Raw genomic sequence first — 25,566 nt, 5'->3', positions numbered from 1 at the left:
CATGAATTATAAACCGATAGTTATTGTACTAAAGCAGACGTATTTGTTATAATTCTATTGTATATTGACGGTTATATACAAACGCAGGATTTATGTATTAAAAGCAAGCTTTATATGATAGGAGTTGCTTTTTATGGCTGAAAAGACAATACTTAAAAATCAAACCAACCTTGATTTCAAAAAGCCTAAAATGTACAAGGTGATTCTTCTTAATGACGATTACACAACAATGGATTTTGTTGTTGAGATACTTATAACGGTTTTTCATAAAACTGCCGCCGATGCCACAAGAATTATGCTTGATGTGCATCGCACGGGAAAAGGCATTGTGGGGGTTTATACCTACGACATTGCCAGAACAAAAATAGCATTGGTGGAAAAACTGGCATCCGAAAGAGAATTCCCGCTCGCAGCCATTATGGAGCCGGAATAATTGCTTGTAATTTTTACATAAACCTAAATGATTTTCTTTATCTGTAAAAGGGATGGTGACTCCATGATGAGATTAGATGATATAGCCAATAAAATTTTAATTGCAGCATATAATGAGGCCAAACACCAAAAACACGAATTTTTTACGCCGGAGCATATTCTTTATGCTTCTCTGTTTTTTGATGAGGGGAAAGATATAATAGAAAACTGCGGCGGTAAAATAGAAGATATTAAAAAGGACTTACTGGATTTTTTCAGCAGCAATATGACCATTGTTGAAAACCACGAGCCTATAGAATCCCTTGGTGTCAACAGCGTTATGCAATCTACTGCCTATCAGTGCATTGCCTCCGGAAAGGAATATATTCGCATAGGTGACATTATAGTGGCCCTCTATGGGGAAAGAGAATCTTTTGCCAGTTATATACTTCAAAAAAACGGTATTAAGAAAATTGACGTCTTAAAATATATTTCCCACGGGGTATCCTTGGTTCCCAAAAATACCGATACTACCCTAAAATCCTTTGAACCTGAGGCTTATCTCGAAGCTTACCAGTACGACGATGACTTCGATTATGACTATGATTATGAAGATGAATACTATGAGGAAGATGAGCAAAATTCCTCAAAAAGTGATTTCTTGCAGCATTTCACCATTGAGCTTACGGAAAAGGCAAGAAAAGGCAAAATAGACCCCCTCATCGGCAGAGAGGATATCCTCGAGCGAACCATTCAGGTCTTATCCAGGAGGCTTAAAAACAATCCCATCCATGTGGGAGACCCCGGAGTCGGAAAAACCGCAATTACCGAAGGCTTAGCAAAAATGATTGTGGAAGATAAGGTCCCCAAAACATTAAAAGGAAGCAAAATATATTATCTTGACATGGGAAGCATGCTGGCAGGCACCAAATACCGCGGTGACTTCGAGGAACGCATTAAAAGGGTTCTCAATGAAATTCAAAACCAGCCAAAAGCAATTGTTTATATAGATGAAATCCATACAATAGTGGGAGCCGGTGCCGTATCCGACGGAGCCATGGATGCGTCAAACATCATAAAGCCCTTTCTTACGCAGGGCACACTAAGGTTCATCGGCTCAACAACCTATGAAGAGTATAAAAAGTATTTTGAAAAGGACAGGGCCCTTTCGAGAAGATTTCAGAAAATTGATGTGCCTGAGCCGTCGGTTGAAGACACAGTAAAAATACTTAAAGGTCTTAAGGACAGGTATGAGGAATACCACAAGGTAAAGTATACCGAAAGCTCCCTGCGCCTTGCCGCAGAGCTTTCTGCAAAATATATACAAGACAGGCATCTTCCCGACAAGGCAATAGACGTAATTGACGAAACAGGGGCGTATGTGCGCCTTCACGCAAAAGATGAAGACAGGATAATAACCGTAAAAAACAAGGATATAGAGCGTACGGTATCTTCAATTGCAAAGGTACCTATACAGAGTGTATCCCGCGATGAGATTTCAAGGCTTAAAAACCTTGATGTAAAATTAAAATCCACAATATTTGGCCAGGATAACGCAATTGACACTGTGGTGCAAGCAATAAAGAGGTCCAGGGCCGGCTTTAATGAAAACGAAAAGCCTGTTGCCTCACTCCTTTTCGTAGGACCTACAGGGGTTGGAAAGACGGAACTTGCAAGGCAGTTGTCTTCGATTCTCGACATTCCTCTTTTAAGGTTTGACATGAGCGAATATCAGGAAAAGCATACAGTTTCAAGGCTGATAGGTGCTCCTCCCGGATATGTGGGATATGAGGAAGGCGGACTTTTGACCGATGCAATAAGAAAGTCGCCCCACTGTGTACTGCTTCTCGATGAAATCGAAAAAGCGCATCCTGACATCTTCAATGTACTGCTTCAGATAATGGACTACGCTGTCCTCACAGATAACAACGGGAAAAAAGCGGATTTTAGAAATGTGATACTGATAATGACCTCCAATGCCGGGGCCAGGGAAGTCGGAAGGACTCTTATAGGATTTGACAGCAGAAATATCGACAGAAGTGCCATGACAAAAGAAGTTGATCGAATATTCTCACCGGAGTTTCGAAACAGGCTTGATGACATCGTGGTATTCAACCATATCAACGAGGATATGGCTCTGCTTATAGCCAAAAAAGTCATAAACCAATTTAAAGAAAAGTTAAAGGCAAAGAATATAGACCTCAAGGTAACGCCAAGATGCTACAAATGGATTGCACAAAAGGGTCTTTCATCAGTTTACGGTGCCCGTGAAATATTAAGGTTTGTTCAGGACAAAATAAAAACGTACTTTGTTGATGAAGTTCTCTTTGGAGAGCTTTCCAAAGGCGGCATTGCAGTAATAGATGTTGCAGACGGAGAAATTAAAATAACCAAAAAGCCCAAAGGTGATGATTGATGCCTGTTTTCAGACTTACAGAGGAATTGTTTTTTCCCCATCCCTCACTGGCCAATGAGGACGGAATTTTAGCTGTAGGAGGAGACCTGTCTTGCGAGCGTCTTCTCCTTGCGTACCAAAACGGAATATTTCCCTGGTTTTCGGAAGACGAACCTATATTGTGGTGGTCACCGAATCCCAGGTGCGTTCTCTTCCCAAAAGACATAAAAGTATCAAAATCCATGAAGAAATTTTTTAAAAAACAGGTCTATGAAGTTACCTTCGACATGTGCTTTAGATATGTAATCTCCATGTGCGCAAAACTAAGAGAAGACAATACATGGATAACTCCGGACATTATTGAAAGCTATTTAAAGCTGCACGACTTGGGATTTGCCCACTCTGTCGAGACTTGGTATCAGGGCTCCCTTGTAGGAGGACTCTACGGTGTATCTTTAGGAAAATGTTTTTTTGGCGAGTCCATGTTCTCCATCATGGACAACGCTTCAAAAACAGCACTTATCGCCCTTTCCCGAAAGCTCGAGGAAAAAGGATTCCTTTTAATTGACTGCCAGGTTCATTCAAAACACCTTGAATCTTTAGGTGCGGTAAATATTGACCGTGACACATTTTTAAAATACCTTGAAAAAGGGCTTGCCCATGAGACACTGAGAGGAGATTGGAAGTTCTTTAATCAAGACATGGGTTCACAATATTAAAAATCATTTTAAAGGCTGGTAGGATGTATGAATATACGAAAAATCAATAAAAAACTGTTTTTTATCCTCCTTATTCCGCTAGCATATCTATTGCAATTTCTTTCCTCCAAGGCTCCCAGCCTTGCAGAGAGAATTTACTCAATGGGTGTTTATAGACCAATTGCAAAGCTTCTTAGCCTTGTCTGGGGCTATATACCTGTATCCATTGCAGAAATACTGGTAATACTGTCTATTTTATTTGCACTGTTCTACATCATAAAAACAATTATCAGAATGGTAAAATTCTCTTTAAGTGCTCGTAAAATTTTATGCAGCGCCCTAATCAATATCCTTGCCGCCGTAAGTATATTGTACTTCGCTTTCATGCTTCTGTGGGGAATTAACTATCAGAGGCTTCCTTTTGCCAAAATAGCCAATTATGATACGAGCCCTGCTTCTACAGATGAATTGCTCGATGTATGCCAAAGCCTCTTATATCGCGCAAACGAGCTTAGAAAATATGTAGAAGAAGACGGCAACGGGGTCATGAAGCTTTCAACCGGTATAAATGAAACATTGAAAAGAGCAAACTTGGGTTATAAAGCCGTTTCCGAAATATATCCGGAGCTTAATCACAATTACGGAAGACCAAAAGGTGTAATTCTGTCGGAAGTAATGTCCTATCTTGGCATCGAAGGGGTTTATTTTCCCTTTACCGGAGAGGCAAATGTAAATATCTCCATACCCCATACATCAATTCCTTTTACGACTTGCCATGAAATGGCCCACCAGCTTGGGTTTGCCAGAGAGGATGAGGCAAACTTTATAGCATATATTGCCTGCAAAAACCACCCTTCAGTGGATTTTCAGTATTCCGGAACTTTATTGGCTCTGATAAATGCTACTAATGCACTATACCGGTACAATCAGGACGAATATTTTAAATTGAGAGAAAACTTCAGTGAAGGAGTAACCCGGGATCTTAAGGCTATAAACAGCTACTGGGCAAAATACGATACTCCCGTGCAAGATTTCTCGTCCTCGGTAAACAACACCTACCTTAAGGCAAATATGCAGGAAGATGGAGTAAGAAGCTACGGGAGAATGGTGGACCTTCTTATCGCAGAATACAGAAGCCGGCAACAACATCCTGTAAATTAAACAAACTCCCCACCCGAATCTATTACATTTTCATTATCATTTTCTTCTTTCACACGGGTCTTATCCCTGTATACCGCTAAATAGAATGCCATCATAATAAAGCTTGCCAAACCCGAAGGTACGCTTATCAATACAGGTACTACATATGAGCGTACAACATGTGGCAACGCATCGGCAAAACCGGATAATGCACCAACTATAGTGGAATTTGCCATCGAGATAAGAAAGCTAATTCCTATAGTCTGCCACAAATACGACCTTCCCACCTCAATAGCCTTTTTAAATGCCGAAGTAACGTTCATGTTGTCAACCAACATGGCCGGAAACCAGTATGAAAGAACACATTTTATACCATACATTACTACATAAATTACTACTCCAACCGCCAAGGCAATTACAATTCCCAGTATCACAGCTGCAGTTCCAACCCCTAGCAGACTGTAAATTATAAACGCAAACAATGCAATAACAAGCCCTAAAATAAGTAGCAATACAATATCAACAAAGAAACTGAATATTGTATAAACAATATACTTTGGCAGATTCATACCCATTTGAGATACGAAATCGCCAATATCGACTTTATTCGTCTCCAACCCCTTGTTTATCATACCGTAAGTTGCAGGCACAATAAACAGGCTTAACAGAAAAGATATAACATTGGCAATACATATTGCTAAAAACAAAGGCTTCATAACTTCAAGTGCCATCCTCAATGCTTCAAAAGCATCTATAGCACCGCTTTCAACACTTGTAACTAATTCACCAAAAGCTTCTGTCATTTGTGTGTCATCCACAGTTCCTATAATGATTTGAGGTATGGCAGCGGCAATAATCAATGGCAATACAAGCAAAAAATGTTCTTCCAAAAACTTAAAAACCTTCTGCAAATATTTCATATGGACCTCCCTTTTTCAAAAAAGTTAATAACAAAATACGGAAAGCAAAAATATCCAAGCTTAATTACAAATAAAATTATAAATTAGTTTTCTTTAATTGTCTATCTAAAAACCTTACCGCTTTCCCAAATAAACCTCCACACTATGCTTTCCTTTGTCATTAACAAGCTGAATTCTATTATCATAAAACTCTTTTCCGTCAACAACAACCTTTTTGACTCCGTTATTTACTTTTTCCGGGTTCTTCACTTCTATCACATAATCAGTATCATAATAGCGATATTTTATTTTAAAATCCGTCCATTTTGCGGGTATACACGGGTCTATCTCAAGGGTTTCCCCGCGCTTTCTAAATCCTAAAATGTATTCAAAACCCACACGATAGATCCATCCTGCCGAGCCTGTATACCAAGTCCATCCTCCCCTTCCCGTATGAGGCGGAACAGAATAGACATCTGCGGCCATAACATATGGCTCAACCTTGTATCGGGAGTATTCCATATGCGTCCTTGAGTGATTTATCGGATTTAGCAGGTCAAAAAGCTCTGTCGCTTTATCACCGTCTCCCATCTTTGCAAAGGCCATAACAACCCAGGCCGCGGCATGGGTGTACTGTCCTCCGTTTTCACGAACTCCCGGCACATAACTCTTTATATAACCCGGCTCCAGCTCTCCTTCATCAAAAGGAGGAGTAAGAAGCTTTATAAGTCCTTCATCCCGTTTTACCAAATAGTTTTCAAGGGCACTCATGGCATCAACAATCCTGTCCTTGTCTCCTCCTTCGGATATTACCGCCCAGGACTGAGCCAAGGAGTCAATCTGGCATTCACTGTTTTGGATGGAGCCCAAAGGTACTCCGTTGTCAAAATATGCTCTCCTGTACCAGTTTCCATCCCAGGCATTTTTCTCAATATTCTCAACAATTTGGTCTGCCGTATCCAGATAGCTTTTTGCAAGCTCCTTGTCTCCCATTCTTTCGCACAGCGGAGCAAAGCTCTTTAGTATCGAATATAAAAACCAACCAAGCCATACGCTTTCTCCCTTGCCCTTGTTGCCCACCGTATTCATTCCGTCATTCCAGTCGCCGGAGCCAATGAGCGGTATTCCATGCTCACCAAACTTTAAAGACCTGTTGATAGCTCTGATGCAGTGGTCATACAGGGACGATACGGTTGAGGATACCCTTGGAACACGATAAGCTTCATCCTCAAACTCTTTAAGCAGCTCATCTTCCAAAAACGGTGTCATTTCGTGAAGTATATCATAGTCCCCGGTAATGCGTATATACTCAACCGTGGCATAGGGCATCCATAAAAGGTCGTCGGAAAACCTTGTTCTAGTCCCTTTATATTTTTCTTCATGCCACCAGTGCTGTACATCTCCCTCTAAAAATTGGTGCTTCGAGTGGAGAAGTATCTGATTTCTGGCAACTTCCGGCCATATATGGGTTAATGACATACTGTCCTGCAGCTGGTCCCTAAAGCCATATGCTCCCCCTGACTGATAAAAACCGGATCTGGTCCAGATTCTGCAGGAAATAACCTGGTACACCAGCCAACCGTTTAGCAGTATATCCATTGCCGGGTTTGGAGTCTCAAACTGCAATGCCCCAAGCTTCAACTCCCAGAATTTCTTCACTTCATTCAAGGCTTTCTTTGCCTCTTCAAGCTTCTTGTATTTTGCACAAATCTGCTTTGCTTCCTGCTCATCCTTGCCTGCCCCGAGAAGAAAGACCATTTCTTTTTCCTCATCAGGTTTGAGGCTTACATTGATACTTATGGCTGCACAAGGGTCAAAACCTGCACCGATCGTTCCTGAAAGCGATGCACGTTTTATTCCTTCAGGACTTGCAATATCTCCAGCCCCAAAGAATTCTTTCCTGTCGCAGGTTATGGAACCGGCCTTAAGTGAAGTATCAACGAAAGCCACTCTGCCGTAAAACTCATCATTATAGTTGTTTCTTATCAAAATCATACCGTTATCGGCCTCGGTATTTATATGCATGGCAGTAAACTGATCGCTAACTCCAAGAACCGGCCTTATATAATATGTCAGGCTCAGCTCCCTGTTTTCCTTCGATTGGTTTTTCAGCTTTAACACACTAATTTTCACCGAATCGTCAACCGGGACAAACTGCACCATTTCCTGTTCAATGCCATGACTTGCATGACTAAAAACCGTATAGCCAAAGCCGTGCCTTATCATATATGGTTCCTTCTCTCTCACAGGCAGCGGCGTTACGGACCATATGTCGCCTGTATGGTCGTCCAGGATGTACAATATTTCTCCCGGCGTATCGCTTACCGGGTCGTTTGACCAAGAAGTAAGCTTGTTCTCGCGGCTGTTTTCAAACCATGTATAGCCTGAACCGGACTCTGTTACGATAAACCCAAAACTCCGGTTGGAAATTACATTTATCCATGGCAAAGGAGTATTCTGGCCGTTTTCCAAGAAAATAACATACTCTTTGCCATCCTTGCTAAATCCTCCAAGACCATTGAAAAAGTTTAGCTCCAAATCCTTTTTGAGGCTGGAATCGTAGCTTGACGGCTTTTTGTCAAATTGCTTAAACTCTGCCAAAGCAATGCTCTTTGCACATTTCACCTGTTCTTTTAAGTCACCCTCATTACCTTTTAACACTATCCGCGAAACCGAGCAAATCAAGTCAATGTCTTCCATAGGCATGTTGCTTTTCTTAAGGAGAAACACTCCTCCCGGTTTGTTTACCAGGTCATGGGCATGACTTTCGGCAATTATATCCATCAGCAAACTATTTAGCGGGTTGGTGTAGCTGTTTTCCTCTTCATTGAGTATAACCAAATCCACTGCCAATTTCTTTAAACGCCAGTATTCATGAGCTCTCAGTATCTCCCTCACAATATCTATGTCATCGGATTTGTCCAGCATGACAAGTACTATCGGTATATCTCCCGAAATACCGTAAGGCCACAGACCCGACTGTCCTTTTTTGTTGTTCATTATACATTTCTGCTTCTGCTTTTGCTGAGGGCTGAGAAACAGTATATGGGAAATCATATCCTGATACAGTTCGATTTCTTCCGTATCAAGGTTCAAATATCTGGCTTCCACACGGCTCTTTGTGATGGCCATGCTAAATTCATCCTTTATAACCTCTGGGCTGTTAAATTTCGCAGCCAGCTCCATTACAGCTTCCCGCTCATTTGCCACTGCAGTCACATAGGATATTTTTATTGACTTTCCGGGGTCAATCCTGACCATCTGCCTAAAGCTTATAACCGGATCCAGTACCGCCCCCACAGAGTTGGTAAGCGGCTTGTGAGGCTCTAGCGCAATCGGTTCCGACACATTTCTGCCTCTTCCTATAAACTGCATTCTGTCGGTTTCATACTGCAAGCCTCCAACCCCTTCTCCCTCTAAAACCACGGTATTCATCATCCATACCGGTTTTTCTTTTTCCGATCTCGGTCTTCTGCTGGCAATCAGACAGTTATGTTCCGGTAAAAACTCCGTTCTGATAAACAAATTTCCAAAAGCCGGGTGGGCAATATCCGCACCATGTCCGGACAAAACCAGTTCAAAATAGCTGGTAGTCTCCATAACACGGCTTTCCGACCCGTGATTTGTCAACGTAACACTTCTAATCTCCGCATTTTCACCGGCGCAAACCACTATCTCCGTCAAAGTATCAATATCTCCGTCTTTTCTGTAGAACTTGGCTTTTCCCGAAGTAAATTCAACCTTGTATTCATCGGGTTTTTTACGTCCCGGCGCAAAGGTGGACGACCACACTTCATTACTCTCCACATCCCTTATATAAAAGAACATACCGTAATTGTCCAAGGTTACGTCTTCCCTCCACCGGGTTACATCCAGGCCCTTCCATCTGCTATAGCCGGTACCTCTGTCGGTAACCATAACCGAGTAGTTGCCGTTTGAAAGTATATGGGCTTTTGGAAGCACAGGATCGGGAACAGCAAACTCCCTAAAGCAATCCTTCTCATCATATACAGCATCCTTGAACGGAAGTATTTTCTCCTTGTTTTCTTTTGTAAACACTATATTTGACGGAACTTTTTCCATGAGCAGAAGCTTTGCAGCATCCACTACCGGGTCGGCATGGAACCTTTTTTGCATTATATTGTCGTTAAAATAGTTGTTTAAGGCCAATATGCTCATGCCTTGGTGATGAGCCATATAGCTCTTTACAATACCCTTTTTCTGCCCCAAAGGAATCCTGTCGGGGGTATAATCAATTGCTTCATACAGACCATAAGGTCCATATGCCCCCTCTTTAATTAGTCTCTTTAAATTATCCATAGCTTCCTTAGGGACTACAGGCAGAACCAGCATGGTTGCATAAGGAGAAACCACCATATCCTCAACAAGTCCTCTCTTAAGGCCCAGCCACGGCACTCCAAAGGCCTTGTATTGGTAATCCAGATTTATGTCAAAGGAATAAAAGCCTGATTCGGATATTCCCCAGGGCAGGTTTCTCTGCTTTCCATACTTCTTCTGGCTCCTTACTACAAAGGAATAGGTTTCGTCCAGCAGAGTGTTTTTAGGACTCTTCATAATAAGCAAAGGCATAAAGTATTCAAACATGGTTCCGCTCCACGAAATCATTCCCTTATACCGGTCTATCTGGGTAAGAGTCCTGCCGAGCTTAAACCAGTGCTGCTGATCCACCTCTCCTCTTGCAATGGCAATGTAACTGGTCTGTCTTGCTTCAGAAGCCAACAAATCATAATATGAATTTGTAAGGGCATTTTCTTCAATATTGTATCCAATGGAAAACAGCTGCTTCTTTCTATCATACAAATGCGCAAATTCTGTCTCATCTGCAATTTTAATTATCCGGTCTATCAAATCCTCATATCTTTTTACCAGTTTGTCCGCATTTTCTGCCGCTCCTTCTAAAGCTTCCTTGAGCCTGTTAAGCACATCTGCATTTTTTTGCCCATCTTTAATCTTTTTCTTGAGTTTTTCAATTTCTCTGATTGATTCCCTGTATACAGCCGGCATAGCCTTAAGAGAGAAATTAGAATTTAATTTTTTTATTATACCTTCAAAGGACTCCTTTATATTGGCTTCGCTGTTTTCAAAAGCTTCGGATAATTCTTTAGTCATGTCGCACCAAGGCATATAGGTGTACAGCTCGATTTTCAGCATCTCTATCATGCTGTCAACCTTTGCCTTCCACACATCTTTGCTGTCCTTAATTTTTTCCGCGTTTTCCGAAAGCTCTGTCAACGCTTTCATCATACACGGAATATCTACATAGCTTTTGTTTTCTGCATTTACAATACACTTTTCAAGGCATGAGACATCCCTGTAAGGGTTTTCGGTTTCATTGGCAATCAGACTTGCCGTATCCCTTATTCCGTCAATAAACGCCCTGTCCTCAAGGGGTCTGTTCAAATACTCCGTCAAGCCTTCTTTCAAAGTTATGAGATAGCAGACAAAGTTTCCGCTGTCAACCGTAGAAATATATCTCGGACGCAAACATTCCAATGTCCGCGTGTCATACCAGTTGTAAAGATGACCGTTCCATTTTTCCATCTTTTCTATGGTATCCATGGTCCTGGAGATTATATCGCAAAGCTCCAGAGTACCTATATAACCCAAGTCCCTTGCTGTGAGGGCTGCAAGCATACCCAATCCGATATTGGTGGGTGATGTCCTGTATGCTATACCGTTTGGAGGATCTTCCTGGAAGTTATCCGGTGCAAGATAGTTGTTTCTTCTGTTTACAAACTCCTCATAATATCTCCACGTCTTTCTTGCAATCCTTCTAAGCTCCAAGTTTTCCTCATCGTTTAAGGTTTCTGCTTTGTAAACCGTCTCTTTGCTTACCCAATAAGCTATAAAAGGCGATAATACCCATACGGCAAACAGAAGAACAGATATTGTAGCACCAAAACCGGGTTTAAACACAAACGCCAGAGCAACAACAATCAAGGCCTGAATCACTGCCGTCTTCATCTTTAAAATATAGCCTTTAAGCGAATTCTTAAGTCCTCTTTCGGCATCCAGTGCGGTTACCCACTCAAGCATATTCCTTTTTGTAAACAAAACCCTGCCAAGGCTCAATGCTGCTGCATTCACCATAAGCCATGCATTATAGGGCAGGAAGACAAACTGCAGTGTCATTTGCAAAAAGGACGCTTTCAAGCCGCATATAACAGGCTTGTATTTCTTTGAAGTAATAGCCCCAAAAGGTTTTGACACAATATAGTCTATACTTCCCGTAATTAGCGGAAAATATATGGTTATAAGGGCAGCCCCCAGCCAGAAAAGCGGATTTCCCGGCAAAACACTAAAACCCAAGCCAATGAGCAGCATTAACGTAGGTGCCACCAAGCTTCTTCTAAGGTTATCCAGTATCTTCCACTTCGAAATTGACGACAGAGGATTTTTTATCTTATTTCCCTTTCTGTCTCTCGTTTTACCACGAAGCCACGGCAAAAGCTGCCAGTCTCCCCTCACCCAGCGGTGAAGCCTCATGGCATATGAGTTTAGCTTTGAGGGATAACCGTCAATAAACTCAATATCCGTCACAAGCCCCGCCCTGACATATGAACCTTCAAGCAAATCATGGCTCAGTACGGTATTATCGGGTATGGCATTTTTCAAAAGCTTCTGGAAAACCTCAAGGTCATATATACCTTTACCGGTAAAAATACCTTCTCCGAAAAGGTCTTGATACACATCCGAAATAGCGCTGGCATAAGGGTCTATCCCTTCCTCGCCGGCAAATATTCTTGAAAACAGCGACTTGTTGACGCTCTCTATATCAAACCCTATCCTTGGCTGCAAAAGCCCATAGCCCTCTGTTACTACTCCCCTTTGCTCATCAATCACAGGCCTGTGCAAAGGGTGAGCCATGGTGCCTATCAGCTTTTTGGCCGCACCCAAAGGCAATATTGTGTCTGCGTCCAAAGTAATAACATACTTTACCTTCGGGAGCTTTGACACATCATGGGACATTATTGAATAACTAGTAGATTTTGAGCCCAAAAGGACCTCATTAAACTCCAGAAGTGCACCTCTTTTTCTTTCCCATCCCATCCATTTGTTTTGCTTTTCATTAAACTGCCTATGCCTGTGGAAGAAATAAAATATATCCGGAGCATCTTTTTTTCCGTCTTCATTTTTCCTGCAGTACTTTTCATTAAGCTCCGCAATTTTACTTAGAGCCGTATCAATTATTTTTTTGTCACCGGCCATTTCTTTGCTCTGAGCATCTTTAAAATCTCCGGCAATGGAAAAATACAAGTTTTTCTCCCGGTTGGCAAGATAATACACCTCTAAGTTGTCAATCAGCTCCCTTGCCCTGTTCTCATCCGAAAGCAAAGCAGGTATAACAACCATTGCAGCATACTCTTCAGGTATTCCGTTCTCAAGGTCAAGTTTAGGCAGCACCGAAGGTTTTATTGCCCTGCTCAGTATCCAGTTTACAAAATTGACTGCAATGTCCGTTGCAGGAATAACGACCGCCACCAACGCAACTATTGCCAAGGCAGCACCGTAGTTTTCAGTACCGAAAAAGGAGTACTGCACCACGCATGCCAATAGCAAAAGAGTTATAAACCCGATAAATCCAAAATACAATAATGCAGGATGGTCTTTTATCCTCTCAATCATCCTTCTGTTAAAGCTTTTTTCATAACCTATTTCCTTTTCCAGCTCACAAATGCCTTTTCCGACAAGATAATATCCTACATGGGCCAGACGTTTATCAGGCAAATTACCGTTTTCTATAGCATTTTGCGCAAGCTCAACAGCCTTTTTGGCAACATGGGATTCAGAAACATTGTATCTTAGCGCCAGCTCTTCCACTTTGCTTCTATAGTAGTTTCTCGAATCAAAATCCATCAAAGAATAAAAACCTGCCGGATCTTCTTTTAAAATTTCCTCTACTTTGCTGAGATTTTCAAAAATATCCACCCAATTTACAGTTGAAATAAATTTCAGGCTCATTATGCAATTGCCTATGGATGCTTTGCTTGCCGTCTGCTCATTGTGCTCTTTATGGGTAATAGCATCAACGGTTGTACCGCTTTCAGCAAGTCTTTCGTCTATATAACGCAAAACATGGGTATATGCTCTGCCCATTTTTCTGAATTTGTATGCAAGATACTCGATAAAAGCCGAATTTACCTCGTATTTTCCCTTTAGCTCGTTATCTATGGCAGTTATAAGTTGGTAAGTATTTTCAATATTTTCATCGAAGTCCTTCAGTATTTCTTCTACTTTCCTTCTCTGCTCCTGAGCTTTTGCGATTTTCTCACAAATATATCTCGTTTTTTCTATAAGTACAAGCTTGAGCATGATAGGAAAAGCCCACAATTCCCTTCCTGTGAGCACATTATTGGATTGATATGCCTTTATGTAATTAATCAGCACTTTTTCATCAATCCTGCCGTCGGTATGAGAAAGCAGCTCCAAAGCAATGGAGTATATTCTCGCATAACCTTTCAGGTGTCCGCTGTTTAGCACAGGAAGCTTTGAATAGAACTCCTTTGTAAGATCTCTTCTTAAGCTCTTTACCTGCTCTTCTATAATATAAAAATTATCCAAAAGCCATTCTGCAGCAGGCGTAGTGCTGATACCCTTCTGTACATCTTCATTCATTTCTCTATACACGGACATTATATACCTGTAATTATCATTCATCCTGGGTATTGGCCAGGAAAACATACTCTTTTTCCCGGATACGGAATGCTCAATTGCTATTTCTTTTGCATACGCTTCCAGTTCATCAAAAGTCAAAGATGCATCCCGCACTTTTATTTGACGTTGTCTCTCATCGCACCTCGAAAAAACCACCAATAAAATCAAACATAACAATATAGCTGATAAACCTAAAAGATATAAAATGTATAGTTGCATCTGCATCTATCAACTCCTGTTTTGATATTTTGAGGTTCATTTTCTGCAAATATTAACATAAAAAAGAATTTGTCATAGGAGCATACTTTATTATATGCCAAATAGAGAATTTCAAAACATACGTGCCATAAAATATATTGGATAAAAGAACTGCTATAGATAAGTATACCACTAAATGAATGATTTAACAAATAAAATTTATACAGAATTACTGTTTACCTTTATTTTTTCTCAAAATTTCATACATTAATATGCCCGCAGCCACCGATGCATTCAGTGATTCCGCCCTTCCCGGCATAGGTATCCTGACTAGAATATCGGCATAATTTTTTATATTTTCACTTATACCGTTTGCCTCGTTTCCGATAACAATTGCAATATTCTTATTATACTCAAGGTCAAAATAATCACAATTGCCTTCAAGATGGGAGGCGCAAATCGTAACTCCTCTTTTTTTCATACTCTCCATTGTTTCTATAATATCTTCACTCAAACATATCGGTACATGAAATATGGAGCCCATGGTGGACCTTAGAACTTTGGGATTGTAGACATCCACGCATCCTTTGGATACTATTACACCTGTCGCTCCCACTGCATCGGCGGTTCTAATTATTGTACCCATGTTTCCGGGGTCCTGAATCGAATCTAAAACTATAAAAAAATTCTTCGCATCCCAAACATCTTCAATGCTATAGTTTTTTATGCCCAATACTGCAAGTATCCCTTGGGGATTTTGAGTATCCGAAATTTCCGTGAAAAGTTTATGAGGCAGCGCAAAAACCGAATATCCTCCGCTATTCACCTTATCTAAAATTTCCCTGCCGGAATTTGTATCGCCAAGCTTGTCCGAAACAAGAATTTTGTGTATCTGAACTTCTTCTTTTAGTGCCTCTTCCATAAATCTTATGCCTTCGATAAAAAACATATTTTTTTCTTCACGGTACTTCTTCTGCTTTAAGGATTTTATTTCTTTTATAACCGGATTTTGTACACTGCTTATGTAGTTCATTTCCTCACCTCAAAATAAAATGTCCAAATTATTATATCAAAAAAGGGAGCCCATTAAAGCTCCCCTTTCTATAATTTCATATTTTTATATTTACTACTTTTTGTTTATATAGATTTATCTCTCTCTTTTTATTCTTTATATAGAATTATTTTGCTGCTTTAACTTTCTCAACCAGCTGTGCAAAAGCATTTGCATCGTTTACAGCCATTTCAGCCAGCATCTTTCTATTTAAAGTTATACCTGATTTCTTAAGCCCGTTCATAAATTTGCTGTAGCTTAAACCGTTCATTCTTGCTGCTGCATTAATTCTTGTAATCCAAAGCTGTCTGAAATCTCTTTTTTTAGCTCTTCTATCTCTGTATGCGTAAACCAGTGATTTCATTACCGCCTGGTTTGCAATTCTAAAATTCTTGCTTTTAGCACCAAAATAACCTTTTGCCAGCTTTAATACTTTTTTATGTCTTGCACGGGTTCTTACCCCACCTTTTACTCTCGCCATGGTCACACGCCTCCTTTTTTACTTGTATGGAATCAACTTTTTGATCACTGATGCATTAGCATCGGACGCAATCGCTGATTTCCTCAAGTTTCTTTTTCTTTTTGAAGTTTTCTTCGTCAAAATGTGATTTTTATAAGCTTTTGCTCTTTTAACCTTACCTGTACCGGTCAACTTGAATCTCTTCTTCGAAGAGCTGTGCGTCTTTATCTTAGGCATAAGATTTCCTCCTTAAATTCTATATTACTGTTTAGGATTAAGAATCATAAACATATTTCTACCTTCTAATTTAGGCTTTTTTTCAACAGTAGCAAATTCTTGAACTGCTTCCGCAAATTTCTCGAGTACCTGCTGACCTAATGAGGTGTAGTTCATTTCTCTGCCTCTAAACTTGACACTGACCTTAACCTTGTCTCCATCCTTTAAGAACCTCACCGCATTCTTCAACTTAAAGTTAAAATCATGGTCTTCAATTAAAGCAGACAGCCTAACCTCTTTTACATTAATCACCTTTTGATTCTTGCGAGCTTCTTTCTCCTTTTTGGCAAGCTCAAACATATACTTGCCGTAGTCCATTATCCTGCACACAGGCGGTACAGCTTGAGGGGCTATCTTGACCAAATCCAAGTTTTTGGCGTTCGCAAGCTTCTGTGCCTCTTTTGAAGACATAATACCCAACATTGTACCATCAGTATCAATCAATCTTACTTCCTTATCTCTTATTTGCTCATTGATCATTAAATCGTTTTTGTTAATAAAAAACACCTCCGGGCTTTCGAGATTCGCGTTATTTGTTATTTAATACAAAAAAAGTGAATCATTAAAATGATCCACTTCACTTATCCCTCACATTATTAATACACGTACTGTAGCCTCAATACAGTAAACTTAAGTATTAACCCTACAAAATAAAGTTCGTAAGGTGAGAAGTGGATAACTTCTTCTTTGTTTTTACCTCCTAAATAGTATCAGATGATGGTCTATTTGTCAATAGTTTTTATAATATTTTTATTATAGCACCTTTGGACTTTTATTTACATATTTCAAAAAACTATACCGAATATTATTATACTCCTTCGCCTCGCTTATGGATACCTGCTCCCATTCTCCCATTTCATCCAGGTTTGGAAAGTATTTGTCTGCAGGATACTCATTGTCAATTTTAGTAACATAGGCCTCGGAGCAATACGGCAACAGCAGTGTGTACACAGCTTCTCCGCCTATTATAAAAATATCGTCGGAATTATACTTCTTAAGCTCGCAAAAAAGCTCGTCAAGAGAAGGACACACTATTATCTTGTCATTTTCAAAATCTCCGCTCTTACTTAATATTATATTTACTCTATCCTTTAAAGGTTCTTTCCCCGGCAACGATTCAAAGGTCTTCCTTCCCATTACTACAACTTTGCCTAAAGTCATCTGCTTAAAAAATCTCATATCTTCGGGAATACGCTCAAGCAAATTACCTTTACATCCGATTGCCCAATTCAAATCAACCGCAACAATGGCTTTCATCTTGTCCTCCTTCTCTAGATGGCAACAGGGATGTTTTTTATTTGAGGTCCGGCCTGATAGCCTTCCAGTACAAAATCTTCAACCTTAAAGTCATAGAAATCCTTTTTCTCGGGATTAATCCACAGCTTCGGCGCAGGATAGGGAGTTCTTTGTATAAGTTCTTTTATAAGCGGTATATGCCTGTCATAAATATGTGCGTCCGCAATAACATGCACAAACTCTCCCACTTCCAGATTGCACACCTGAGCAAACATGTGCACCAAAATTGCATATTGGGCCACATTCCAGTTATTTGCCACCAAAACATCCTGGGAACGCTGATTAAGTATTGCATTCAGTTTTCTTCCGGTAACATTAAAAGTTATGCTATATGCGCAAGGATACAGGTTCATTTCGTGCAAGTCGCTATGGTTGTACATATTGGCAATAATCCTTCGGCTATAGGGATTATGCTTTAAATCATAGATAATCCTGTCAACCTGGTCAAATTCCCCTTCGGAATATTTGTGCTTAATGCCCAATTGATAACCGTATGCCTTTCCTATCGAGCCCTGTTCATCAGCCCAACTGTCCCAAATGTGGCTGTTAAGGTCTTTTATATTATTCGATTTTTTTTGCCATATCCAAAGCAGTTCATCGATTGCAGCTTTCAGATTTGTCGGTCTTAAAGTAAGAACAGGAAACTCTTCCGACAAGTCATATCTGTTAACCACTGCAAACTTTTTGATTGTATGGGCAGGTGTTCCGTCATCCCACTTGGCCCTTACCGTTTCTCCTTCAGAAGATATCCCGTTTTCAAGGATATCTTTGCACATCTTAATAAAAATCTCATCCGCTTTACTCATAGCAACTACCCTCACTTATAATTAATCGTTTAATAATGGCACATATTATGCATTTTCTCTTCTAAATCCTGCTTATTGAATTAATATCGACAATATAGACATAAATTTCACGGAAAAATTGCCTATGGATTAGAAAATACAAAATATATTTTAACATATCCTGAGGTAAACAAACCAGTGTTTTATAATACAATAGAAAAAGAAGACAAACTTAAAGCTTTCCTTGCTTCAGTTTGCCTTCTTTCTTAAATCCCATTAATTTTCTTTATTCTTGACAGCTTCGACAATCTTGTTGACAAAATCTTCAAGAGGCATGGAACCCATATCGCCGTCTTTTCTTGACCTTACCGCAACAGCTCTGTTTTCCATTTCTCTGTCACCGATTACAAGCATATAAGGCACCTTTTCAAGCTGCGCCTCTCTGATTTTGTAGCCTATCTTTTCGTTTCTCAAGTCAGTTTCTACTCTAATGCCTTTCTCTTCCAATACTTTCTTAATCTCAGCCACATACTCGTGCTGTTTTTCAACTATGGGCAGTATCTTGACTTGCACCGGCGAAAGCCACACAGGGAAAGCTCCCGCATAATGCTCGGTGAGAATGGCAATAAACCTTTCTATGCTACCGAACACAACTCTGTGAATCATAACCGGTCTGTGCTTTTCACCATCGGGGCCTATATATGATAAATCAAATCTTTCAGGCATCTGGAAGTCAAGCTGTATTGTTCCGCACTGCCAAGTACGTCCAATAGAGTCCTCGAGGTGGAAGTCTATCTTAGGACCGTAGAATGCACCGTCTCCTTCGTTTATCTTGTAGTTTATTCCCTTCTGTTCGAGCGCATTTCTAAGCGCATTTGTAGCCCTCTCCCAGTCTTCATCGGAACCCATGGAGTTTTCAGGCCTTGTGGACAGCTCTACATGGTATTTGAAGCCGAAAACCTTGTAGAAGTCGTCAATTAGATTTATTACACCCAAAATTTCGCTTTCAATCTGTTCCGGAGTCATAAATATGTGGGCATCATCCTGAGTGAAGCATCTAACCCTCATTAAGCCGTGCAAAGCTCCGGAAAGCTCATGTCTGTGCACCAATCCAAGCTCAGCCATTCTCTGAGGCAAATCCCTGTAGGAGTGAAGCTTTCTTTTAAACACCAGCATACCTCCGGGACAGTTCATAGGCTTGATAGCATAATCTCCCTCATCTATCTTGGTGAAATACATATTCTCCTTATAATGATCCCAGTGCCCGGAACGGTGCCAGAGCTCTTCATTCAAAATTATCGGAGTCCTAATCTCCTGATACCCTGCCTTCCTGTGCTCTTCCCTCCAATACTCCTCCAAAGTGTTTCTCAAAGCCATACCCTTTGGCATAAAGAAAGGAAAACCGGGACCTTCTTCATAAATATCAAACAGATCCAGCTCCCTTCCAAGCTTTCTGTGGTCTCTCTTCTTTGCTTCCTCAATCCTTGTAATATATGCATCCAATTCACTTTTCTTATTGAAGGAAGTACCGTATATCCTCTGGAGCATTTTATTCTTTTCGTTACCTCTCCAGTATGCCCCTGCAACCGACATCAGCTTAAAGGCTTTGACCTTGCCTGTAGATTCTATGTGCGGGCCGGCACACAAATCAACAAAATCACCCTGCTTGTAGAATGAAATTATTTCGCCCTCAGGCAAATCCCGAATCAATTCCACTTTGTACGGTTCGTTTCTCTCTTCCATAAACTTTATGGCCTCATCCCTCGGAAGAGTAAATCTTTCAAGCTTGTAGTCCTCTTTTATGATTTTTTGCATTTCATTTTCAATGTTTGCCAAATCTTCTACCGAAAATGGTTTTTCCACATCAAAATCATAATAGAAACCGTTTTCAATTGACGGTCCAATCGCAAGCTTAGCTTCAGGATACAGCCTCTTAACGGCTTGCGCCAAGATATGGGATGTGGTATGTCTGTATGCATGCTTTCCCCCATCATCGTCAAAGGTCAGCAAGTTGAGGGTACAATCATTCTCGAGCTGATAACTCAAGTCTTTCACCTCGCCGTTGACCTCTCCTGCAAGGGCAACCCTCGCAAGCCCTGCACTTATGCTTTCTGCAACTTCTTTGATTGTAATCCCTTTACTGTATTCCTTAACACTTCCATCTTTGAGCGTTACTTTAATCATAAAATACCTCCTTTTATACTGATTATAAAAGCTCTTAGACATAGAGTCCCTTAGCTTTTCATCTTTCATTTCACTTCAGGATACCAAATAAAAAACCCCCGTCCCTTAAAAAGCAAGGGACGAGAGCTGTGTCTCCCGTGGTTCCACCCTAATTGGTACTCATTATGATTATAACGTAATCACCGTTTCAACTCCGAGGTGGTCTTCAACTGAAACTCCTTAAAGGTACTTGCAGCCATCGATACCTTCTCTCTTAAAGGAATCCCTCAGTCTACTCTTCTCTTCATAGTCGACATAGAAATATTATTTATATTAAAAATATTATATATTCTTATATCATCAATGTCAACTACTGAAAAAATACATAAAATCACATTAAATACTGCTTTGTTTTCCAGGAATAATAAAACAACCCATTTTGTAATATAATACTGTGTCTTTTGGCATTAATTCAATTGAGCGCGAATTCCGCCGAAATATCAATGTGTAGAATTATTTCCTGTCGAGTTTGCCGACAAAATATCAATCAGTTTATCAACAACATCTCTTTCTTTCTCACTCAAATCATTATTATATAAACCTTTCAAGGTCTCCAGCCTCTCATCCGCCAACTCATCATTCAGTTCCAACATTCCTCCGCAAGCGGCAACCTCATAGACTTCTTCCCTTACCTTATTGCTGCCCGCCAACACCTTTATAAAATCCAACGGATACTTTTCAAACAAATTCACTATGTACTCATAGTATAATTCCGCTGCAGCGCCGTCAACCTCCAAATCAGATTCCGCCATTATCCTGATTTTACTCTGTACATCTATGCTTTTGCAATCATTAACAAGCCATTCCATAAGGTCTCTTGAATCTTTTCTGAATTCATAAATGTCATCTTCAAATCTCTCAATACTCAGACCGCCTTCAATTTCATAAAACCTCTTCCAAGACCAGTCTTCATCTTTAAGTACATCTATAATCTTTTTCTCATTTTCGGCATCCTTTTCATCTTCATAAAGCATATGGTCAAACAAATTCAGTACATATTTTTCCTTTGCTGACTCTTCCACAATAAACACTATTTTGGATTTATCATCCCATGTTACTTTATAACCCATATTTTCACTTATAAAACGCAACGGCACATACGTTCTCCCATTACTTATAAAAGGCTCTTCATCCGGAGTAGGGCTTCTTTACCGTTTATAATAATTTTGCTTACGCTGTAATGCGCAGTTATGTTTTTTGTTATCGTAGACGCAAATACAGTCCCTAAACTACACACAAGTCCACCTACTATAAAACCGCACAGAAACTTCTTCAAACTAATACCTCCGTTTCATTAAATTTCATTTAAAGCCAATTTCATATTTTTAGTATATGACTATAAAAAATCAAAGTCAATTTTAAGTAACCTCCATCTCCGGAATTTCAGCGCTATAACTATAATTTAGGGAAAACTAAGAAAATGATGACAAAGGATATATAAAACAGCCTCAATCCGTAAATATTTTGATTTCCCGGAAATAATAAAACAACCCATTTCGTGGTATAATGTGGATTAGTATTAATTGGAGGGAATAATATATGCGAACAACCAGAGTGGAAAAGTTCAGAAAACTCAGGCACAAGAAAATAAAAAAGTTCATCATATATACCTTCATCCTGCCAACCACTTTTATTCTACTGGGTTATTTACTTACAAACATCATTATTATCCCCATAATGACGGGTAATAATTAGAAAAGCTGGCATGTGTGCCAGCCCATCCATTATTTCTTTCTATTTCTTAATAATACTTTCGTTTCTTCCAATAGGAGCATCCAGTGCTTCATGGATAAAAAACTCCCTGACATTACCCTCTATTAAAAACTGAACCTTGTTTATCCCGGGAAGCTCCGTAAGCGAAGCAACAATCGAGTTTATGGTCATAAGTTCTGCAGTGGAACCGCCTATATGATTTTCAACGAACTCCTTCGATAAATTCAGCGTACAAATTCCGTTTTCAGTCTTGACCGACAATAACTTTGTACCCTCGGAAATGACCGGATCCAACTCTTCTGACTTGGGTCCTTTTGCAAGTTCCTCAAAAACAGCCTTTTCAATGCTTTCTCCCGCCTTTACTTTCACTGTCCTTGTCTCGGGAGCCACCTTTTCCGATTGAAAGTCGCCAAAATATACTGTTACAGTCAATGTCTCCTCTTTCTCAGGTTCCTCCTCAGTGTCTTTCTCAGATTCTTTCTCCAAATCTGCCTCCTGCATTTGGCTGCCGTTACCCAAATCGTTTTGCTGCTGTTGTTCATTGCCGGCCTGCCCCGTACCTGACCCTCCTGAAAGACTGCATCCTGCTGCAAACACAAGAATTGAAAAAGCTATAATTGCCGTTAAAATTCTTTTCATTAACGCTCTTATCAGACTTTAAAGATACTTAAGTCTGACAATTCACCCCCTTTGCTTTTTTGTCGTAAAGCATACTTCAGAATAATTATACTTCAAAATTGAGCTTTACGTAATACCATTTCAAATATTCCAACAGATGCCACTTAGTCTACCGTGATAAAGTCTTTGATATTGTTGAATTTGCTCTGACCAATTCCTGATACATTCATTATATCTTCTATTGTTTTAAATTCACCGTTTTGCTCGCGATAAGCCACTATTTTGGCAGCAGTGGACGGGCCTATTCCCGGAAGAGTGTCAAGTTCCTCTAAAGTTGCAGTATTTATGTTAATTTTTGTGTTTGAAGCTTTATTATTCGAACTATCATTGTCATTATCACCTACTATTGCTCCGCCGCTGTCTTTGGTAATGGTTATTCCTTGAGCAGCCTCATTCTGATTACTCTTTGAAGAAGTTGAGCCTAAATTCCTGTTGTCCGTCTTGTCGGAGACAGTTTTTGCTGCAGCGCTCTTGCTTGAGCTGCCCCCTGCAGCGGCATTTTTTCCTTCAGTACTTCCCTCCGCAACGGCCTCAATAGTGCTGTTTTCATCAGTGCCTTGCTGTACCCTCTCACTTTTGGACATAATCCTTATCATAACATTCTCCTTTAGCTCATAAGCCAAGTTTATATTTTCAATATCCGCATCCTGAGTAGGCCCTCCGGCAAGCTCAATGGCATCCTGTATTATCTGTCCCTTTTTCAGCGTAACCACGCCGGGCTTGTTAACCTCCCCGACAACATATACCTTTATCTCATCCAAAGGCTCTTCCTCTTGCTTCTCATCAGGATTTCCATTGTTTTTTTCCCCGTTAGTTTCCGATTGCAGGGTATGTTGAGCGTCTTTCGCCTTGCTTATAATTATATCTTCATTACTATTTGCCAGCAAAAAACCCGTCACCGAAGTAGTCGCAATCAATCCCAATATCATAAGAGCAACTACGCCTTTTTTCATATTAACTTCCTGATTGAAAAAATCCCTTAACAAAAATCTCCCCCCTATGCAATCACAATTATATAACTTCCTATAGCTGGGTAATTGACAGCTTTAGGTTACATTAAATGTCGTAATATGTAAAATACTTATATTACTGTTTATATATATAATAATAGTTGGACATAAAAATGTAAATACTCATTCCTTTATTTACCTGCAGATTTTTTCACATACCTCTACTTTTTTCAACACTTTTTGCTATACTTAAAATAATGTTGGTTTCTTCATTTTTGCCATTTGATAAAAACATCATGATTTACTGGAGGAAATAATGAAAAGACTACTGCTATTCTTTATGTTATTCTTTATTATAACAACCATTTTGCTTTCCGGCTTTATAATGGTTGAAGCGCAACCATTGGAAATTAGTGCACGAGCTTATATTTTGATAGATTCTAAAACCGGTCAGGTTCTCGCCGAACACAATCCGGATCTTCAAACTTACCCCGCAAGCACCACCAAAATCATGACTGCAATATTGGCCCTCGAGATGGGAGACCTCGATCAAATGATGACTGTCAACCAGTCTGCCATAGATGATATAGGTCCGGGCGGCATGCATGTCGGTTTGCTGGCCGGAGAACAGTTGGAGCTTAAGTACTTGCTGGACGCCCTCTTGGTGAGATCTGCCAATGAGACTGCTTATGTCATTGCCGAAAACCTGTGCTCCTCCCGCGAGGAATTTTACAGTCTCATGAATGAAAAAGCCAGGGAACTTGGAGCCACAAATTCAAATTTCCTAAACCCCTGCGGTATGGATAACGGAGAAAAGGGAAAAAATCATCTCACTACTGCAAGAGACCTTGCAAAAATAGCGCAGTACGCAATGTCAATGCCTGAATTCAGGGAGATTGTTCAAAAAACCCTTATAAAAATACCGCCTACAAACAAGCATTCCGAAGAGGTTATCGTCGGAACTACCAACAAATTGCTGCTTTACGGCAACTCAAAATACAAGTCGGACTACTTTACAAAAGTAACCGGCATAAAAACAGGTTATACCGACAGGGCTCTAAACAATCTTGTTTCTTCCGCAATGAACGATGAAGGAACAGAATTGATTGCCGTAGTTCTTGGTGTGGAAAATTACGACATGGTCTTTGAATATTCCAAGCAGCTGTTGGAATACGGTTTCAAAAACTATTCCCTTCAGCCTGTTATAGCGCCCAATTCGTATATAACTTCCGTACCTGTTTCAAATGCCGAAGGCAATCACAACCTGGACATTTTGGCATCGTCGGAAGGACTCAAATGCTTATTGCCCAATGACTCAAGCAATACCGATTATGAAATTGAAAGTCGTATTAAGCAAAACATAGAGGCACCTGTAAAAGAAGGAGATGTTCTCGGATTTGTTGAAGTTAAAAGAAACGGTGTTACTATTGGCAAGGTAGATGCAGTTGCTTCAAGAAATGTTGAAAAACTTCAGCCTTCAGAAGAATCTCAAAACGTAATTATTAAAACAGTAACCGATCCTGCTTTAAAAAAAGTCACAACGGGAGCATTAATTTTTCTGTTGATGTTCCTTATGTTAAGATTTATTTTGCGCAGAATTTCACGAAGCCTTCACTCTAAAAGATGAAAAAATCTTTCTAATAATATTTCAAACAATATAAACTATGATTATCCCACAAAAAGTATCGGTTCTAAATAAAATTTCTTAAACCTATTG

Annotated in this window: 18 protein-coding genes and 1 other annotated feature; of the genes, 5 read left to right on the top strand and 13 right to left on the bottom strand. The window is 40.0% G+C overall.

Translation table 11 applies throughout. The annotated features are described in order from the left end of the window. Positions 1 to 133 precede the first annotated feature (133 nt). The 4 genes from PLH43_RS02450 (at position 134) to PLH43_RS02435 (ending at position 4,665) form a co-directional block, all read left to right on the top strand. Entirely contained in the window at positions 134 to 433 is a 300-nt protein-coding gene (locus PLH43_RS02450) for an ATP-dependent Clp protease adaptor ClpS (RefSeq protein WP_324359717.1), read from the top strand. 63 nt (positions 434 to 496) lie between these two features. Continuing rightward, positions 497 to 2,827, top strand: a complete 2,331-nt coding sequence (clpA, locus tag PLH43_RS02445; RefSeq protein ID WP_324359715.1) for an ATP-dependent Clp protease ATP-binding subunit ClpA — start codon at positions 497 to 499, stop codon at positions 2,825 to 2,827. Continuing rightward, on the top strand, positions 2,827 to 3,525 hold the full coding sequence (gene aat / locus PLH43_RS02440) for a leucyl/phenylalanyl-tRNA--protein transferase (protein ID WP_324359713.1): 699 nt from the start codon (positions 2,827 to 2,829) through the stop codon (positions 3,523 to 3,525). The genes clpA and aat overlap by 1 nt, the downstream gene beginning before the upstream one ends. A 141-nt stretch (positions 3,526 to 3,666) precedes the next feature. Beyond that, positions 3,667 to 4,665 (top strand): DUF3810 domain-containing protein, encoded by a 999-nt coding sequence (locus PLH43_RS02435; protein WP_324359711.1) that lies wholly within the window; start codon positions 3,667 to 3,669, stop codon positions 4,663 to 4,665. On the opposite strand, the gene PLH43_RS02430 is transcribed toward PLH43_RS02435, so the two are convergent. The 13 genes from PLH43_RS02430 to PLH43_RS02370 all read right to left on the bottom strand — a co-directional run bounded on the left by PLH43_RS02430 (position 4,662) and on the right by PLH43_RS02370 (position 23,885). Continuing rightward, the gene (locus PLH43_RS02430; RefSeq protein WP_324359709.1) at positions 4,662 to 5,564 is read right to left on the bottom strand and encodes a hypothetical protein; all 903 of its coding nucleotides are present in this window, start codon (positions 5,562 to 5,564) and stop codon (positions 4,662 to 4,664) included. The genes PLH43_RS02435 and PLH43_RS02430 overlap by 4 nt on opposite strands. 114 nt (positions 5,565 to 5,678) lie before the next feature. Continuing rightward, positions 5,679 to 14,444 carry a glucoamylase family protein gene (locus PLH43_RS02425; protein WP_324359707.1) on the bottom strand — a complete coding sequence of 2,922 codons (8,766 nt, stop codon included), beginning with the start codon at positions 14,442 to 14,444 and terminating at the stop codon, positions 5,679 to 5,681. Positions 14,445 to 14,646: 202 nt separating this feature from the next. Beyond that, entirely contained in the window at positions 14,647 to 15,450 is an 804-nt protein-coding gene (gene rlmB / locus PLH43_RS02420; RefSeq protein WP_324359705.1) for a 23S rRNA (guanosine(2251)-2'-O)-methyltransferase RlmB, read from the bottom strand. Between the two features lie 145 nt (positions 15,451 to 15,595). Further along, on the bottom strand, positions 15,596 to 15,949 hold the full coding sequence (gene rplT / locus PLH43_RS02415) for a 50S ribosomal protein L20 (protein ID WP_324359703.1): 354 nt from the start codon (positions 15,947 to 15,949) through the stop codon (positions 15,596 to 15,598). A gap of 18 nt (positions 15,950 to 15,967) precedes the next feature. Further along, a complete protein-coding gene (rpmI, locus tag PLH43_RS02410) occupies positions 15,968 to 16,165 on the bottom strand; it encodes a 50S ribosomal protein L35 (protein ID WP_324359701.1) in 198 nt (65 codons plus the stop codon). A 24-nt stretch (positions 16,166 to 16,189) separates the two neighbouring features. Beyond that, the gene (gene infC, locus PLH43_RS02405) at positions 16,190 to 16,684 is read right to left on the bottom strand and encodes a translation initiation factor IF-3 (protein ID WP_324359769.1); all 495 of its coding nucleotides are present in this window, start codon (positions 16,682 to 16,684) and stop codon (positions 16,190 to 16,192) included. 60 nt (positions 16,685 to 16,744) lie between these two features. After that, positions 16,745 to 16,898, bottom strand: a sequence feature (ribosomal protein L20 leader region). 59 nt (positions 16,899 to 16,957) lie between these two features. After that, positions 16,958 to 17,461, bottom strand: coding sequence for a dihydrofolate reductase (locus PLH43_RS02400; protein WP_324359699.1), 504 nt, complete (start codon positions 17,459 to 17,461; stop codon positions 16,958 to 16,960). Positions 17,462 to 17,475: 14 nt separating this feature from the next. Then, entirely contained in the window at positions 17,476 to 18,306 is an 831-nt protein-coding gene (gene thyA / locus PLH43_RS02395; RefSeq protein ID WP_324359697.1) for a thymidylate synthase, read from the bottom strand. A 255-nt stretch (positions 18,307 to 18,561) separates the two neighbouring features. Next, entirely contained in the window at positions 18,562 to 20,469 is a 1,908-nt protein-coding gene (gene thrS / locus PLH43_RS02390; protein ID WP_324359696.1) for a threonine--tRNA ligase, read from the bottom strand. 479 nt (positions 20,470 to 20,948) lie between these two features. Then, positions 20,949 to 21,605, bottom strand: coding sequence for a stalk domain-containing protein (locus PLH43_RS02385; protein WP_324359694.1), 657 nt, complete (start codon positions 21,603 to 21,605; stop codon positions 20,949 to 20,951). A gap of 17 nt (positions 21,606 to 21,622) precedes the next feature. Further along, positions 21,623 to 21,784 (bottom strand): hypothetical protein, encoded by a 162-nt coding sequence (locus PLH43_RS02380; RefSeq protein WP_324359692.1) that lies wholly within the window; start codon positions 21,782 to 21,784, stop codon positions 21,623 to 21,625. A 458-nt stretch (positions 21,785 to 22,242) separates the two neighbouring features. Then, on the bottom strand, positions 22,243 to 22,860 hold the full coding sequence (locus PLH43_RS02375) for a GerMN domain-containing protein (RefSeq protein WP_324359690.1): 618 nt from the start codon (positions 22,858 to 22,860) through the stop codon (positions 22,243 to 22,245). A 143-nt stretch (positions 22,861 to 23,003) separates the two neighbouring features. Continuing rightward, a complete protein-coding gene (locus PLH43_RS02370; protein ID WP_324359688.1) occupies positions 23,004 to 23,885 on the bottom strand; it encodes a helix-hairpin-helix domain-containing protein in 882 nt (293 codons plus the stop codon). A gap of 280 nt (positions 23,886 to 24,165) precedes the next feature. Here PLH43_RS02370 and PLH43_RS02365 point away from each other — a divergent pair, with 280 nt between their 5' ends. Beyond that, on the top strand, positions 24,166 to 25,476 hold the full coding sequence (locus PLH43_RS02365) for a D-alanyl-D-alanine carboxypeptidase family protein (protein WP_324359686.1): 1,311 nt from the start codon (positions 24,166 to 24,168) through the stop codon (positions 25,474 to 25,476). The last annotated feature ends 90 nt before the right edge of the window (positions 25,477 to 25,566 follow it).

The organism is Acetivibrio sp. (genome assembly GCF_035371925.1).
Taxonomy (GTDB): Bacteria; Bacillota; Clostridia; order Acetivibrionales; family Acetivibrionaceae; genus Hungateiclostridium.
The sequence above is the reverse complement of the archived record's forward strand: the minus strand, read 5'-3'. Positions and strand labels throughout refer to the sequence as shown.